Origin of the sequence: Halomonas sp. I1 (assembly GCF_032334135.1) — a bacterium.
Lineage (GTDB): Bacteria > Pseudomonadota > Gammaproteobacteria > Pseudomonadales > Halomonadaceae > Halomonas.
Map to the genome: position 1 here is coordinate 1 of NZ_JAVXUS010000003.1, position 16339 is coordinate 16339.

The window sequence follows — 16339 nt, forward strand, 5'->3', positions numbered from 1 at the left end:
GAAGCTCGAAGCTCGAAGCTCGAAGCTCGAAGCTCGAAGCTCGAAGCTCGAAGCTCGAAGCTCGAAGCTCGAAGCTCGAAGCCAGGATAAGGTATAATCCTGCTCCATTTGCGACCCATTCAACCCGAGAGCGCCATGACAGCCACCAACGGCAAGGTCATCGTCGGCATGTCCGGCGGTGTCGACTCCTCCGTATCCGCCCAGTTACTGCTCGAGCAGGGCTACGAGGTCGAGGGCCTGTTCATGAAGAACTGGGACGAGGACGACGGCACCGAATACTGCACCGCCAAGGAAGACCTGGCGGATGCCGAGGCCGTGTGCGCCAGGCTCGGTATTCATCTGCACACCGCCAACTTCGCCGCCGAGTACTGGGACAACGTCTTCGAGCACTTCCTCGCCGAGTACAAGGCCGGCCGCACGCCAAACCCGGATATCCTCTGCAACCGCGAGATCAAGTTCAAGGTATTCCTCGAGTATGCCGAGATGCTGGGCGCCGAGTGGATCGCCACGGGGCACTATGTACGCCGTGCCGAGCGCGACGGGCACGCGCGCCTGCTCAAGGGCCTCGACGCCAACAAGGACCAGAGCTACTTCCTGCACGCCGTCCCCGAGGCCGCCATCGCCCGTAGCCTCTTTCCTGTCGGCGAGCTGGAAAAGACCGAAGTCCGCGAGATCGCCGAACGACACGACCTGGCGACGGCACGCAAGAAGGACTCCACCGGCATCTGCTTCATCGGCGAGCGACGCTTCCGCGATTTCCTTCGCCAGTATCTGCCCGCCCAGCCGGGCATCATCGAGACACCGGAAGGCGACGTCATCGGCGAGCACATGGGGTTGATGTACTATACCCTCGGGCAACGCCAGGGCTTGGGCATCGGCGGGCTTGCGAACTACTCCGATGCTCCCTGGTACGTGGCCGGCAAAGACCTTGAGCGCAATGTGCTCACCGTGGTTCAGGGCAAGCATCATGCCCTGCTTTACACCGACACCCTGGCCACCGAAGCCATGGACTGGGTGGCTGGCGAGCCACCGGCTCGCGAAGGCCGCTATCACGCCAAGACACGTTATCGTCAGGCCGATGTGCCCTGCACCATGCGCGTCCTTGAGGATGGCGGCGTCGAGGTGCATTTCGACGAGCCTCAGCGGGCCGTGACGCCCGGCCAGTCACTGGTGCTCTACGACGGAGACACTTGCCTCGGCGGTGGTGTGATCCGTGCCATCTGGAATGCCGCGGAGACTGCTGCATGACCGCAACCACCCCTATTCACCCGGCCCCCGACGCGCCTGCAGGGCGTCAGGCTCTGGCGCTGGCCGGCGTCTTCCAAGCCGCCAGCCTGGTCGACGAGCTGGCGCGTACCGGCCAGGTCGACCAACGCGCCTGGGACACCCTGGTCCACGCCACTCTGGATACCCATCCCGAGAGCTTCGAATCCATCTACGGAGGCCATCCCAACAACCTGCGCCAGGGCCTCGACACGCTCGAGGGCGTGCTGGGACGTCGCCAGGCCAACCCGGTGGTCATGCGCTACGGCTTTTCGCTTCTGATGCTGATGAGCAAACTGCGCGGCAACAACGCCATGATGGATGACCTCGGCCAACGCCTGACGCGCGTCCAGGGCCAGGCCGAACACTTCGGCGAGACCCACGAGAACATCATCGCCAGTCTCGGCGAGGTCTATCAGCAGACCCTTTCCACCCTCAAGACGCGCATCGTTGTCCAGGGCGACCCCTCACTGCTGCAGAGTCGCATGATGCCCGAGCGAGTACGGGCCTGCCTGCTGGCCGGCGTCCGTTTTGCCCTGCTCTGGCACCAGCAAGGCGGTCGTCGCTGGAAACTGATCTTCCAGCGCAACGCCCTGAAGAAAGCCCTCGACACCCTGTAACCGACCACGCCCACCCGGAACACGAATCATGCAGCCCACGTCTCTTCCCTTGTCCGCCCTCACCGCCCTGTCTCCCGTCGATGGCCGTTACGGTGGCAAGGCCGACATTCTGCGCGAGCACTTTAGCGAGTTCGGCCTGATCCGCGCCCGCGTCACCGTCGAGGTTCGCTGGCTGCAGCGTCTCGCCGCCCATCCCGGCATCACCGAGGTCCCGGCGCTTTCCGCCGAGGCCAGTGCAGCCCTGGATACGCTGGTACGTGATTTCTCGGTCAGCGATGCCGAACGCATCAAGAACATCGAGCGCACCACCAATCACGACGTCAAGGCCGTCGAGTACTTCATCAAGGAACGCATCGCCGACACGCCTGAGTTGCACGCCATCACCGAGTTCGTGCACTTCGCCTGCACCAGCGAGGACATCAACAACCTCTCCTATGGCGTGATGCTGACCGACGGCCTGACCACCCTGCTTCCGGTAATGCACCGGGTCGCCGATGACATCGCGCGGCTGGCCGCGGAACACGCCGACCAGCCGATGCTCTCGCGCACCCATGGCCAGACCGCCAGCCCCACCACGCTGGGCAAGGAAATGGCCAATGTCGCCTACCGTCTGCGTCGCCAGTTGAAACAGATCGAGTCGGTGGAAATCCTCGGCAAGATCAACGGCGCGGTGGGCAACTACAACGCCCACCTGACCACCTACCCGGAAATCGACTGGGAGGCCAATGCCCGCACCTTCGTCGAGGCGCTGGGGCTGACCTTCAACCCCTACACGACCCAGATCGAGCCCCACGACTACATCGCCGAGCTGTTCGACGCCGTGTGCCGCTTCAACACGGTGCTGATCGACTTCGACCGTGATGTCTGGGGTTACATCTCCCTGGGCTACTTCAAGCAGAGCACCGTGGCCGGCGAAATCGGCTCCTCGACGATGCCGCACAAGGTCAACCCCATCGACTTCGAGAATTCCGAAGGCAACCTGGGGCTCGCCAATGCCATACTCGGCCATCTGGCGGAAAAACTGCCGATTTCCCGCTGGCAGCGCGACCTGACCGACTCCACGGTGCTGCGCAATCTCGGTATCGGCCTGGCCTATGGCCTGATCGCCTATCAAGCCTCGCTCAAGGGGATCGGCAAGCTCGAAGCCAACGCCGCGCGCCTGAACGAGGACCTGGACGCCAGCTGGGAAGTCCTTGCCGAGCCGATCCAGACGGTCATGCGACGCTATGGCATCGAAAAGCCCTACGAGAAACTCAAGGAGCTGACCCGCGGCAAGCGCATCGATCAGGCCGGCTTCGCCGCCTTCATCGATACGCTGGAGCTTCCCGCCGCCGTAAAGGAAGATCTCAAGGCCTTGACGCCGGCGACCTATACCGGCAACGCCGAGACCCAGGCGCGCAAGCTGTAAGCTTCGAGCTTCAAGGATAAGCGGCACCGGAGACAGGCCTGAAGAGGGTCTTTTTCCAGGGATGGAAAAAGTAGCGCCCAGGGAAGGGTTTACAGCGCCCTCGCACAGGCCTGTCGCAGGGATAGCCGCGGCTCGACGTCACGCCCCCCCATCCACCAAGGCTTCTGCTTCAACAAGAGGTGGTCCCCATGTCTTCCGATTCTCCGCTGCAACTGCTCGGCGGCCGCACCGCCGCTGACTTTCTGCGCGACTACTGGCAACAGCAACCACTGCTGATCCGTGGCGCCTTTCCCGATATCGAGAGCCCACTCGAGCCCGATGAGCTCGCCGGCCTCGCCTGTGAAGACAACATCGAGGCCCGCCTGGTCGAGGAGCACGGCCCCGAAGGCCCCTGGCAGGTCAGCCACGGCCCCTTCGACGAGGCGACCTTCACCCGGCTTCCCGAGCGCGACTGGACACTGCTCGTCCAGGCGGTGGACCACTATGTTCCCGAAGTGGCCGAACTGCTGGAATGCTTCGACTTTCTGCCCCGCTGGCGGCTCGATGACATCATGATCAGCTATGCCCCGCCGGGCGGCTGCGTCGGCCCCCATGTCGACCAGTACGATGTCTTCCTGCTCCAGGCCAGTGGCCAGCGCCATTGGCAACTCGGCGGACGCGTGCCGGAAGATGCCCCGATCGTCGCCGGCGTCGATCTGCGCATACTGGAACGCTTCGAGGTCCAGCCCGGCCAGGACTGGGTGCTGGAACCCGGCGACATGCTCTACCTGCCACCGGGCTGGGCTCATCATGGCGTCAGCCAGTCCGACGACTGCATGACGTTCTCGGTCGGCTTTCGTGCACCATCGGCGGACGAAGCCATCACCTCCTTCGCCGACTACCTCGGCGAGCAGCTCCCCGCCTCACACCGCTATGCCGACGGCGGCATGGATGTCCCCGAGGACCCCGCCCAGCTCGACGACGCCTCGCTATCCCGCATGCGAGCCCTGATTCTCGAGACATTGGACGATCCCGCCCAGTTGGCTCAATGGTTCGGTCGCGTCATGACCCAGCCAAAGTATGTCGACCAACTGGTGCCCAACGAGACACCCACCGAGGAAGCCGAGCTTGTCGCCGCACTACACGCCGGCGAGACGCTGGAACGCAGCCTCGGCTCGCGCTTCGCCTGGCGCGCCCTGGATGACGAACGCGCCACTCTGTTCGTCGACGGTGACGGCATTGAATGCGCCACGCCCCTGGCCCGCGAACTGGCCGGTACCGCGCCCCTCGACGCTCGCCTGTTGGACGATCCCGAGGCACCACGGGTCCTGACTCAACTGCTGGATGCCGGTAGCCTGGACTGGTGTCCCCACGACGAGGAATGAACGCATGACACCCCCACTTGCCATCCGTGAGGGCGACTGGGCCGAACTCGGCATGGACGCCAGCGAAATCCGCCGCGTGGTTTTCATCGAGGAACAGCAGGTTCCCCAGGAAGAGGAGTGGGACGGCCGCGATGAAGACTGCCGCCACTTCCTGGCCATCGACAGGGATGGCAAGGCACTGGGGACCGCACGCTTGCTTCCCGACGGCCATATCGGCCGTGTGGCCGTACTGGAGGAGGCCCGGGGCCGGGGCATCGGCCTCGCTCTAATGGACGCTGCCATCGCCTCGGCACGCCGTCGTGGCGATCCCAGCGTGGTCCTGGACGCCCAGACCCATGCCTTGGCTTTTTATGAACGACTCGGCTTTCGTGCCTACGGCGACACCTTTCTCGACGCCGGAATACCGCACCGCAGCATGATACTGACCCTCCACGACTGACCCTCCTTTCCCATTCCTATCCGCGAAAGAAGACTACAGAAGTCCACCGACTCACAGGGCTTCTGTAGTCGAGCTACAACGTGACCTTCTCCCAAATATCAATGGTGAAAGCCCGCCATACGGGGCCATAGTGATCAACAAGACGAGTGAGCCAACACTCGCTGGTCAACGACTTTGTCGTCGAATGATGCGACATGAGCACTTTTCAGGTGTCGGCAAAGGCGAGAAAGGCAGCATGTCCATCGCCACGAAAGACGACAAAATTTCGCAGTTGCAGCACAGACGTGACCCAGCAGCAGTTCCTGGACCCGAACGAGAGGATCACCCCATGGCAGCATTCAATGACGAACGTCAGTCCCTGGCCCAGCATCGTGAAGCCCAGCGCGGCAAGTGGGACAACATCAATCCCGACCATGCGGCGCGCCTGCGCATGCAGAACCGCTTCCGCACCGGGCTCGACATCGCTCGCTACACCGCCGCCATCATGCGCGAGGACATGGCGTCCTATGATGCCGACCCCTCGACGTACACCCAGTCCCTGGGTTGCTGGCACGGTTTCATCGGCCAGCAGAAAATGATCTCCATCAAGAAACACTTCGGCGAGACCAGGGGACGCTACCTCTACCTCTCCGGCTGGATGGTCGCCGCCATGCGTTCCGAGTTCGGACCGCTCCCCGACCAGTCGATGCACGAGAAGACCAGCGTGCCGGCGCTTATCGAAGAGCTCTACACCTTCCTGCGCCAGGCTGATAGCCGGGAGCTCAACCACCTCTTCCGGGAACTCGACGATGCCCGACAGGCAGGCGATGAGGTGAAGCGCAAGGAGCTGCTCGACAGAATCGACAACTTCCAGACCCATGTGGTGCCGATCATCGCCGATATCGACGCCGGCTTCGGCAACGCTGAGGCCACCTACCTGCTGGCCAAGAAGATGATCGAAGCCGGTGCCTGCTGCCTGCAGATCGAGAACCAGGTCTCCGACGAGAAACAATGCGGGCATCAGGACGGCAAGGTCACCGTGCCCCATGAAGACTTCATCGCCAAGCTCAATGCCGTGCGCTACGCCTTCCTGGAGCTCGGCGTGGAAGATGGCGTGATCGTCGCTCGCACCGACTCCCTGGGCGCAGGGCTGACCCAGAAGATTGCCGTCAGTCGCGAACCCGGCGACCTGGGCGACCAATACAATCGCTACCTCGACGGTGACGAGATCGCCTCCGCGGACGATATCGCCAACGGCGACGTGGTCATCAAGCAAGACGGCAAGCTGGTCAAGGTCAAGCGCCTGGCCTCCGGGCTCTACCAGTTCAAGCCAGGCACCGGTGAGGACCGGGTGGTGCTGGACTGCATCACCAGCCTCCAGAACGGGGCCGACCTGCTGTGGATCGAGACGGAAAAGCCCCACGTCGGCCAGATCAAGGGCATGGTGGACCGCATTCGGGAAGTCTGCCCGGACGCCAAACTGGTCTACAACAACTCACCGTCATTCAACTGGACCCTGAACTTCCGCCAACAGGTGTTCGATGCCTGGCAGACCGAAGGTCGCGATGTCTCCGCTTATGATCGCGCCGACCTGATGAATGCCGAATACGACAATACCGAGCTCGCCGCCCTGGCCGATGAATGGACCCGGAACTTCCAGCGCGACGGCGCACGTGAGGCGGGGATCTTTCACCACCTCATCACCTTGCCGACCTACCACACGGCCGCCTTGTCCACCGACAACCTGGCACGCGGTTATTTCGGCGACGAGGGCATGCTGGCCTACGTGGAAAATGTGCAACGCCGCGAGATCCGCGAGGGCATCGCCACCGTCAAGCACCAGGACATGGCTGGCTCCAATATCGGCGACGATCACAAGGAATTCTTCCACGGCGAAGCGGCGCTCAAGGCCGGCGGCAAGGACAACACCATGAACCAGTTCGGCTGATCGAACGCATCGGCAACACCCTCGGGGAGGCTTCGGCCTCCCCTTTTACTGTCTGCTCATCCCATCCGGGCCTCACGTCTCACGCCCGTCGCCCGTCGCCCGTCGCCCGTGAAGGATACCGACAACATCCGCGACGATCCTTGCGTGATGTAGTCGAGTTACAACCGAGAGTGCACCCAAGGAGGCATTGTCGCTTTTGCTGTCCTGCACCATAGTCAAGTTACAGCGCAGGCCAGAGATTCGTTATCCCGATTCGCGACCCTGCACTGAGCTACGAACCGCGGCGCTTTTCCTGATGATCCGGGCGCCAAAGGCGATGGTCTTTCCAAGCTTGTGACCATTTCGCAACTGCAGCATCGGGCACTTACCCGGCCCGACATGAGTAGCCAACACACGACCATGCCATCGCGGATGGCGAACTTGCGCGAGACGTTATCCATTCAGCGGATGGCCACATCAAGAGGTGTTACACATGAACTGCATCGAACTGAGCCAACGAGCCGACCTCATTGCCAGCACGTTCAGCAAGCAGGATCTGGCCAAACTGGTACTGGCCCTGAAAGGGAACCGCGAATCTCTGCAGCACGCCGTCAAGGTCATCGATACCATCGACAATCGCATGGGCTACTCGCTCGACGATGCCTGGGACGAAGTATTGGCCGGCGACGTCCAGCCACTGGACGAAGCGGAATAAAGCGCCCCCCGGCCCCTGGTCATCAAGCCGCATTTGCCCACCCCGCCGCCAGGCGTGGGTGGGTTTTTCATCGAGGTGCCGGGACACCGGCCGCCGCCAGCGGAAAAAGCGCACGACATCGCCGGTTACTGGTCAAATGCGTGCCCCCGAGATAGACTCGAGGACAGATCCACTCACCATTTGCCGTTTTCCGACAGCACCTTACCGAACCGCAATGCTGTCGCGCCCACACCTGGCAAGGAGGTCAAACATGAAGCGTCTTCTCCCCGTACTGGTTCTGAGTACCCTGACACTCGCCGGCTGCGCCAACACCTCGCCCTATTCCGGCAATGTCTATTCCGGCGACCAGGCGAAGTCCGCCCAGAGCGTCACCCTGGGGACCATCACCGCCCTCCGCCCGGTCCAGATACAGGCCGACAGCCGTGCCGGCGGTATCCTAGGCGGCGGTGGCGGCGCCATCATCGGTGGCCTTCTGGGCAACCAGATCGGCGGTGGCTCCGGGCGTCAACTCGCCACCGTGGCCGGCGCCATCGGCGGTGCCGTGGCCGGCAGCAAGATCGAGGAATCTTCCAACATGATCAATGCCACGGAACTCGAGATCCGCAAGAACAACGGCGAACAGGTCGTCGTGGTTCAGAAAGCGGACCAGAACTTCCAGGTGGGACAGCAGGTCCGGCTGATCGGTACCGGCCGCAACGTCAGCGTCGCGCCCTACTGAGTCACCGTCACGTACATGAACGCATGAAAAAAGGGCCCGCAGAACTGGCTGCGGGCCCTTTTCTTCGTCGGAACGTCGAGGCGACGTCAGTGGAAATCGATCTTGTTCATCGCCCAGCACATCAGCTTGCCACCGATCAGAGCCAGCAGGCCAATGATCAACAGCGTCAGCAGCATGTCCACGGGACGCACGAGAGCCGTCGCTCCCAGCACCGCGATGGCGGGACTCCAGACCCAGCGATCATCCTCGCTGCGCAAGGCACCGGGGAGCAGCTTGTCCAGCATGTCACTGACAGACGCCTCCCAACGTTTCAGGCACAACAGCAGGATCACGGCGAAGGCGATCACCCAGATCAAGGTCACGATCATGACGTTCTCCACAACAGGACGGGAAGAAAGCGAGGAAAGCTCCAGTGCCCAAAGGGTATCCCCGCCCGCCACGGCACGCAACCAGCGGCCCTAGACGTGAATCCGGTTCAGGCGCACGAGAGATAAGCTGAAAATTCCCCAGAGCCACTGACAGAGCTAGAGATCCCACGTTACCATGCCACCTTACATGCACTCACCAAAGGTTCATCAATGCAGATTGCGCAAAATTCGGTTGTCGCGTTTCACTACACCCTGACCAACGATGCAGGTGAAGTGCTGGACAGCTCAGAGGGTCGTGAGCCGCTGACCTACCTCCATGGCGCCGGTAACATCATTCCGGGGCTCGAGAAGGAAATGGAAGGCCGTGCGACTGGCGACAAGCTTCAGGCTCAGGTCACACCGGAGGAAGGCTACGGCGAAGTACAGCCGCAGCTGGTGCAGGAAGTCCCGCGGGATGCCTTCCAGGGCGTCGAAAACGTGGAAGCCGGCATGCAATTCCAGGCGCAGACCCAAGGTGGACCGCTGATGGTCACCGTGACCAAGGTCGAAGGCGACACCGTCACCGTCGACGGCAACCATCCGCTGGCCGGCCAGCAACTGAACTTCGACGTCGAGATCGCCGAAGTTCGCGAGGCCAGCCAGGAAGAGATCGAACATGGCCATGTGCATGGCGAGGACGGCCAGGAGCACTGAGTGCTCGTCCGCGCCGAGCCGATGGTTCGATATCGGGAGCGGCCGATGGGTCGCTCCCGTTTTATGTCCGCCCTTTCCCCCCTTGTTGTGCCTCCCTTCGTGGTGCCCTCACCTGCCCTGGTCTCCTCGTGACTGCCTCGTGCAAACGGTCATGACCTATCCCCCGACAGCCTTGCCAGGGTCCAGTACCCGCCCCACAGTCGCGTCGCAGTCGTGATCAAGCAGACCACGGCAAACAATGTCGCCAGTACGGAGAACTGTCCGGGCCACAGGCAGAACGCCACCAATGCCAGTACTGTCTCGGTACCTTCTGCCAGACCATGCAGATAATAGAAGGCCTTTCTCTGAAAACGGGGCCGCTCCAGATCATGGCGGGCCGACATGATGGCGAAGGCCAGGAAGGACGTTCCAGTACCGATGAAAGAGAACAGCAGCAAGGCGCCGGCCAGAGCGTTGGCCGCTGGATCGGCCAGGACGAATCCCATCACCACGGCGGCATAGAAGACGAAATCGAGCCCGATATCGAGAAAGCCCCCGGCGTCGCTGGTACGACCGACATGCCGTGCCAGGGCACCATCCAGCCCATCCCCCACCCGATTGATCAGGATCACCACCAGGGCCGCCGTGTAGGCTTGCCATGCCAGCAGCGGTAACGCCAGCATGCCGACCACAAACGCCGCCAGGGTCACCTGGTCGGGGCGCACACCGGTGTGTGCCAATCCGTTCGCCATCAAGCGCAGCGGGGTCTGGGTCAACGGCATGGTCCAGCGGTCGAGCATAGCATCTCCTTGTGTTCTCAGCGCCGACGCCAAGCGAAATAGCGACCCAGCCAGGCAATCACTCGCTCCGGCTTGTGAGCATTCTTCCAGGCGCCAGCGGTAGCCTTCACCGCCTCGGAACGGGTCGGATAGGGATGTACGGTACCCAGCAGCTTGTTCAGGCCGATGTCGTGCGTCATCGCCAGGGTGAACTCGGCGAGCATCTCGCCGGCACCATGCCCCACGATGGTGGCGCCCAGGATGCGGTCCTTGCCGGGTGTCGTCAGCACCTTGATGAACCCATCGCGGCGTCCGTCGGTAATGGCGCGATCCAGCTCGTCCAGGCCATAGCGCGTCACTTCATGGTCGAGGTCGCGTGCCCGGGCCTCGCGCTCGTTGAGCCCGACCCGCGCCACCTCGGGATCGGTGAAGGTCACGGCCGGCAGGGCCCGATAGCTGACCCGGAAGCGCCGAAACTCGCCGAACAAGGCATTGACCGTGGCATGCCAGGCTTGATGGGCACTGGCGTGGGTCAGCTGATAGGGGCCGGCCACGTCACCACAGGCCCAGACATTGGGCAATACCGAACGCAGTGTCTCGTCCACCGACAGAGTACCGTCCTCGCGCAGCTCGACACCCAGTGCCTCGAGCCCCAGACCGGATACGTCGGCACGCCGCCCCACCGCCACCAGCAATCGATCGAATGGCAGCGTCTCGCGGGTACCGTCATTCTCGATTTCCAGGGAATGCCCGCCTTCCTGTTCCATTACGCACAGTGCCCGTGTCGAGAGCCGTACCTCGACGCCCTCCTCGACCAACCGCGCGACCAGGGCAGCAGAGACCTCGCCATCTTCCCGCGGCAGCAACTGCTCCCCCCTTTCCACCAGAGTGACCCGACTGCCCAATCGGGCGAAACTCTGCCCGAGTTCACAACCGACGGGGCCGCCCCCGAGAATCACCAGACGAGACGGCAGTGACTCGAGTGCCCAGAGATTGTCGGACGTCAGCGCTTCAATGCCCTCTATACCCGGCAACGAGGGTATTCGTGGCCGTGCGCCGGTGGCGATGATGACATGCCGTGTCGTGATCAGACGCTCGCCGACCCGCACCCGCCAGGGGTCCTCGAGATGCGCCGCGCCCTCGACCACCTCGACGCCCAATCCCTCATAGCGCTCGCGGCTGTCATGAGGCGCCACTGTCTCGATCGCTCGATGCACATGCGCCATCACCTCGGCGAAGTCCACCTCCGGCTCGCCGACCCGCACCCCATGCCGCGGTGCCTCACGGGCCTCCGCAACGATCCGGGCAGACCGGATCAACGCCTTGGAGGGTACACAGCCGGTATGCAGACAGTCGCCGCCCATGCGTTCGCGTTCGATCAGGGCGACTCGGGCCCCGACGGCCGAGGCGATGTAGCTCGCCACCAGGCCCGCCGAACCGCCGCCGATCACCACGACGTCCTGTTCGAAGGCGGCCGGCCGGGCGAAACGGCGACTCAGCCGGCGTCGCTCGACAAGCGAGACCAGCCCCCTGGCCAGCCAGGGGAACACGCCGATCAACACGAAGGCACCCAACAGGGTCGGCGACAGAATGCCCGACAAGGTCGTCAGTTCTCCTAGCTCGCGCCCTGCATTCACGTAGACGGCTGTACCGGGCAGCATGCCGAGCTGGCTGACCCAGTAGAAGGTGAGCAGGCGCATCCGCGTCAGCCCCATCACCAGATTGATGACGAAGAACGGAAATAACGGAATCAGACGCAACGTGAAGAGGTAAAAGGCACCCTCGCGTCGAATACCGGCGTTGATACGCTCCAGTTGGAGAGCAAAGCGGCGTTCCAGCGGTTCGCGCGCCAGGGTCCGAGCGATCGATGCCGCCAGGGTGGCTCCCAGGCTGCTGGCGAAGGAGATGATCACCAGCCCCCAGCCCAAGCCGAACAAGGCGCCTCCCAGCAGCGTCATCAACGCCGCCCCCGGCAACGAGAGTGCTGCCATGGCCACATAGAGTACAAAGAACGTCCCCACTGCCATGACAGGCCTTGCTTCGCGCCAGGCATGGAAGCGTGCCTGCTGGGACTTGACGGCTTCGAGACTCAGGTACTGGTCAGCGCCGCTCAGAAAGAAGGCCGCGACGGCCACGACGATTACTGTCAGCAGTAACAAGCGACGCTTGTTGGTCAAGATCAACCTCCGATCGGCCAGGGTCAGGCAGGATACGACGGTGGACTCCCTTTGACAGGGGTTGTACGGAACCCTGACATCATATAATCATCGAATCCACAGGGCACTCGACTTTTCCGTGCCGGACGAGTTCTTCCAAGGAGCGTTACCATGCCGATTTCGTCACTCCATGCACGATGCTGGCCGTTGCTTCTAATCGCCGGCCTCGCGCCTTCCGCCATGGCCGACGACAACAAGACTGCCAGCGCCGTCTTCGCCGCCGGCTGTTTCTGGTGCGTCGAGGAGGCCTACGACAAGGTCGAAGGAGTGGTCGGCACCACATCGGGCTTCAGTGGCGGAGACGTGGCCAACCCGAGCTATGACCAGGTAGTCGCCGGTGGCACCGGCCACACCGAGGCGGTGAAGGTCGAGTACGACCCCGCTCGAGTCGACTACGCCACCCTGCTTTACGTGTTCTGGCGCAATGTCGACCCCTTCGCCGAGAATCGGCAATTCTGCGACCAGGGTCCGTCCTATCGCAGCGCGCTCTTCCCGATGAACGCCGAACAGCGGCGACTCGCCGAGTCCAGCCGCGACGCGGTGGCCGAACGCTTCGACCGAGACGTCGCCACCGAGGTCAGCGACTTCGACGCCTTCTACCCGGCCGAGACCTACCACCAGAACTTCTACGACAAGAACCCGCTGCGCTACCGGTTCTACAAATCCGCCTGCGGCCGTTCGGAACGACTCGAGGAAATCTGGGGCGACGAGGCCGAAGCCAGTTCGGCGTCCTGAGCTCGCCTTCAGGGCCGAGCCGGCTCGATTGCCGCTGCCCGCCAACGATCACCGCGACGCAACCACCAGGCGATCGTGCAGGTTCCGGCCAGGATCAGCCAGGAACCGAGCACGACCCCCTTCCAGTTCGCCATCCACCAGAAGGGTTCAAACCATAGCCCGCCCAGGCTGGCTCCGGTGTAATAGAACACCAGGTACAATGCCGAGGCACTGCCCCGATCCTGCTGTGCGTGGCGTCCCACCCAGCTCGAGGCCATCGAATGGGCCAGAAAGAAGCCGAAGGCATTGAGGGTCAACCCCGCCAGGATCAAGGGCAGCCGATCGGAAAGCGTCACGGCCGTACCCGCCATCAGCAGCAGGATGCCGACCACCATGCAGGTCGGCTGGGAGATCGAACGAGACAGGCGGCCAGAGAGCGTCGAGCCCAGGGTGCCGCCGAGATAGGTCAGAAACAGCAACCCGAGCCAGCGTTCCCCGAGCTCGAAGGGAGGTTGGGCCAGCCGGAAGGTGATATAGCTGTACTGGTTGATGAAGACCAGGAAGTTCAGCCCGCCCAACAGGTAGGCGCCCAGCAGCACGGGGGTTCGCAGATGTGCGGCAAGCCCGGCCCGGGCCTCCCTCAGGCGGAATCGTCGCGGCTCGAAGCGCCGTGCCGGTGGCAGAAGGCGCCAGAATACCAGGACCCCGACCAGGGTCAGCCCGCCCACCATCAGGAAGCTGGCCGTGATACCACCTGTCTCGGCCACTGCACCACCGATCACACGTCCACCAATGCCGCCCAGGGTATTGGCGCCAATGTAGAGCCCGACCGCTGACAATAGAGCCGGCCTTTCGAACTCATCCCCCATCCAGGCGATCGCCACTGCCGGCAGCCCGCCGAGCACGAAGCCCTGCACGGCACGAAGCATCAGCAGGACCTCGAACCCTGGCGCCAGAGCCAGTGCGATCGACAGCAGCCCGGCGAGTACCAGGGTCAGTCGCATGATGCCGGCGCGGCCAATGGCATCCGACAAGGGGCCGAATACCAGCAATGCCGCGGCCAAGGAAAGTGTCGAGACCGACATCACCAGACTGGCCGCCAGCGTCGAAATCCCATGGACCTCGCGCATCATCGGCAGCAGCGGCTGCGGAACATAGAGATTGAGAAAGACCAGCAAGGACCCAAGGCACAGGGCCAGGGTCGCGCGCCACCAGGCGCGACTGCGAACGACGATCATGACCACCTCCGGCTTGGAGGGCCATGATCGTCCGGCTATCATGATAAGCCAAACAGAATATTTAGATGACTTTCATCATCAAGGCTTATGACCCTACCCTTCGACCTTCGCGCCCTGAGTGTCTTTCTGGCAGCTGCCGACTGCGGCGGCTTCGGGGCCGCTGCCCGGGAACTGCATATCGCACAATCCGCGGTGAGCCAGTCCATCGCCAACCTGGAACGCCGTCTCGAGCTGACGTTGTTTCATCGCCATGAACGCCGAATTGCCCTCACGCCAGAGGGCGAGGCCCTGGTCGGGCATGCCCGCCAGTTGCTCGAGCGTGCCGAAACCGCCCACCTGGCCATGCGCGAACTGCACGACCTCGTCAAGGGCGAGGTCCGCATCGGCATCCCCTCGATGCTCGGATCCTATTATTTCCCCCCCTTGCTGATGGGCTTCAAGGCACAGTATCCGGGTATTCGGCTGACGGTGGTGGAAGCCGGCGCACGACGCTTGCAGCACATGGTCGCCAGTGGCGAACTGGACCTGGGGGTCGTCATCGATGATGGTGCCAGCCAGCATCTGGAGAAACGCCACTTGACGCGGGAAGAGATGGTCATCTGCGTGCCTCGGGAACACCCCTTCGCCGAACACGACGCCGTGACCCCGGAGACCTTCTTCGCCGAACCCCTGGTGCTGTTTCAGGACGGCTACTTCCACCGCGAGTTCATCGACGCCTTGTCACAGCGCTGCGGCACCGAGGCGGACATTGCCTTCGAGTCCAATCTGATTCCTCTGACCAAGGCCATCGTGCGGCGTGGCTTCGGCATCACGACCTTCCTGCGGCGCGTCGTGGAGGAGCCCGAACTGGCGGCGGTCTCTCTCGAACCGCCTAGTTGGATGAACCTGTCGCTGGCCTGGGCCAAGGGCGCCTACCTGTCCCGGGCGGAACAGGCCTTCGTCGACTTCGTCATCGCCAATCGTTAGACACGACCAGCAGGATCAACACGACCTACCCCTTAGGTCTTTACGAAAAGTCGGCGAGCGAAGGTGAGGGCTAGGCCCGTTCCTGACGGGCCCGCGCATTTCCCACATCCGTGTGGGTCACAAGGCGAAATCGGTCGAGAAAGCGCAGTTTACAAGGAGTAAATGAGCATTTTGAGACCTGATTTCAACACCGTATCACCGAGTGCAGGCACTTTTCGTACAGACCCTAACCCTCGCCGGACGCCATCACACTGCTATCGAGCCTCTGCGCCAGATGCCGCGTGTCCAGCGCACGTCGGCTCTGCCAGTAATAGCGTCGCCAGTACTGATTATCCAGGGAAGATAGCTTGACGCCACGGGAGGAAGACGCATGCAGGAAGCGGCCATCGCCGACATAGATGCCCACATGCCGATAGGCGCCGGGGGGACGGAAGAACACCAGATCGCCGGGACGCAGCTCATCCCGGGAGACTCGTCGTCCCTCATGGACCTGGCGTGCGGTGGTACGCGGCATCTCGAGGCGGAACGTATCCGCGAAGACATTCTGCACCAGTGCCGAACAGTCGATCCCGCCGCGCGAGGTACCTCCCAGACGATAGGGAGTGCCCAGCCAACGCTCGTGCTGAGCCAGAAGAGCCCGGCGGACCAGGGTAGGAGGAGGGTTGCGCAACTGCCGCGCCTGAAGAATGGGATTATCCACCGGCGACATCATCGGCCCGGTTCCCGGAGGCATTCCCGGCAGGTCACGGGCAAAATAGCTGTCCGGCGACGTTTCCGGCGACGAAGCCCCTCCCGAGGCGGCACAACCCGCCAGCATGGCACACGACAGCACCACGGGAACGAGGCGACGCGACGTCGGGTTGATCATCCCTGCTCCCTCACCCTGTCATACTCCCTTTGCTTTCTACCCTGGCTGACGGTCCTGGCTTTCCGGGCTACGTGACTGCCGGCAT

The 16339-nt window shown here is 62.9% G+C and carries 16 protein-coding genes; 11 read left to right on the top strand and 5 right to left on the bottom strand.

The window, feature by feature from the left end; genetic code table 11:
- The first annotated feature begins 135 nt into the window (after window positions 1-135).
- The 8 genes from mnmA to RSO41_RS05525 all read left to right on the top strand — a co-directional run bounded on the left by mnmA (window position 136) and on the right by RSO41_RS05525 (window position 8433).
- Complete coding sequence (gene mnmA / locus RSO41_RS05490) at window positions 136-1248, top strand: tRNA 2-thiouridine(34) synthase MnmA (protein ID WP_315618067.1); 1113 nt, start codon at window positions 136-138, stop codon at window positions 1246-1248.
- Entirely contained in the window at window positions 1245-1883 is a 639-nt protein-coding gene (hflD, locus tag RSO41_RS05495) for a high frequency lysogenization protein HflD (protein ID WP_315618068.1), read from the top strand. Before mnmA ends, hflD begins: the two co-directional genes overlap by 4 nt.
- 28 nt (window positions 1884-1911) lie before the next feature.
- Window positions 1912-3291, top strand: coding sequence for an adenylosuccinate lyase (gene purB / locus RSO41_RS05500; RefSeq protein ID WP_315618069.1), 1380 nt, complete (start codon window positions 1912-1914; stop codon window positions 3289-3291).
- 188 nt (window positions 3292-3479) lie between these two features.
- Complete coding sequence (locus tag RSO41_RS05505; RefSeq protein WP_315618070.1) at window positions 3480-4655, top strand: cupin domain-containing protein; 1176 nt, start codon at window positions 3480-3482, stop codon at window positions 4653-4655.
- A 4-nt stretch (window positions 4656-4659) separates the two neighbouring features.
- The gene (locus tag RSO41_RS05510) at window positions 4660-5094 is read left to right on the top strand and encodes a GNAT family N-acetyltransferase (protein ID WP_315618071.1); all 435 of its coding nucleotides are present in this window, start codon (window positions 4660-4662) and stop codon (window positions 5092-5094) included.
- 328 nt (window positions 5095-5422) lie between these two features.
- Window positions 5423-7021, top strand: coding sequence for an isocitrate lyase (locus tag RSO41_RS05515; RefSeq protein ID WP_315618072.1), 1599 nt, complete (start codon window positions 5423-5425; stop codon window positions 7019-7021).
- Window positions 7022-7493: 472 nt separating this feature from the next.
- Window positions 7494-7715 (top strand): hypothetical protein, encoded by a 222-nt coding sequence (locus tag RSO41_RS05520; RefSeq protein WP_315618073.1) that lies wholly within the window; start codon window positions 7494-7496, stop codon window positions 7713-7715.
- Between the two features lie 250 nt (window positions 7716-7965).
- On the top strand, window positions 7966-8433 hold the full coding sequence (locus tag RSO41_RS05525; RefSeq protein WP_315618074.1) for a glycine zipper 2TM domain-containing protein: 468 nt from the start codon (window positions 7966-7968) through the stop codon (window positions 8431-8433).
- A gap of 86 nt (window positions 8434-8519) precedes the next feature.
- On the opposite strand, the gene RSO41_RS05530 is transcribed toward RSO41_RS05525, so the two are convergent.
- Window positions 8520-8801 (bottom strand): hypothetical protein, encoded by a 282-nt coding sequence (locus tag RSO41_RS05530; protein WP_315618075.1) that lies wholly within the window; start codon window positions 8799-8801, stop codon window positions 8520-8522.
- A gap of 210 nt (window positions 8802-9011) precedes the next feature.
- Here RSO41_RS05530 and RSO41_RS05535 point away from each other — a divergent pair, with 210 nt between their 5' ends.
- Window positions 9012-9494, top strand: a complete 483-nt coding sequence (locus tag RSO41_RS05535; protein ID WP_315618076.1) for a peptidylprolyl isomerase — start codon at window positions 9012-9014, stop codon at window positions 9492-9494.
- Between the two features lie 149 nt (window positions 9495-9643).
- On the opposite strand, the gene RSO41_RS05540 is transcribed toward RSO41_RS05535, so the two are convergent.
- Both RSO41_RS05540 and RSO41_RS05545 read right to left on the bottom strand, forming a co-directional pair.
- Window positions 9644-10273: a CDP-alcohol phosphatidyltransferase family protein gene (locus RSO41_RS05540; protein WP_315618077.1), complete on the bottom strand. Its 630-nt coding sequence runs from the start codon at window positions 10271-10273 to the stop codon at window positions 9644-9646.
- Between the two features lie 17 nt (window positions 10274-10290).
- Complete coding sequence (locus RSO41_RS05545) at window positions 10291-12429, bottom strand: FAD-dependent oxidoreductase (RefSeq protein ID WP_315618078.1); 2139 nt, start codon at window positions 12427-12429, stop codon at window positions 10291-10293.
- 150 nt (window positions 12430-12579) lie between these two features.
- Here RSO41_RS05545 and msrA point away from each other — a divergent pair, with 150 nt between their 5' ends.
- Window positions 12580-13203, top strand: a complete 624-nt coding sequence (msrA, locus tag RSO41_RS05550; RefSeq protein ID WP_315618079.1) for a peptide-methionine (S)-S-oxide reductase MsrA — start codon at window positions 12580-12582, stop codon at window positions 13201-13203.
- 8 nt (window positions 13204-13211) lie between these two features.
- Here msrA and RSO41_RS05555 read toward each other — a convergent pair whose 3' ends face one another.
- Window positions 13212-14420 (bottom strand): MFS transporter, encoded by a 1209-nt coding sequence (locus tag RSO41_RS05555; protein ID WP_315618080.1) that lies wholly within the window; start codon window positions 14418-14420, stop codon window positions 13212-13214.
- A gap of 87 nt (window positions 14421-14507) precedes the next feature.
- Here RSO41_RS05555 and RSO41_RS05560 point away from each other — a divergent pair, with 87 nt between their 5' ends.
- On the top strand, window positions 14508-15386 hold the full coding sequence (locus RSO41_RS05560; protein ID WP_315618081.1) for a LysR family transcriptional regulator: 879 nt from the start codon (window positions 14508-14510) through the stop codon (window positions 15384-15386).
- Window positions 15387-15612: 226 nt separating this feature from the next.
- Here RSO41_RS05560 and RSO41_RS05565 read toward each other — a convergent pair whose 3' ends face one another.
- Complete coding sequence (locus RSO41_RS05565) at window positions 15613-16254, bottom strand: C40 family peptidase (protein WP_315618082.1); 642 nt, start codon at window positions 16252-16254, stop codon at window positions 15613-15615.
- Window positions 16255-16339 lie beyond the last annotated feature (85 nt).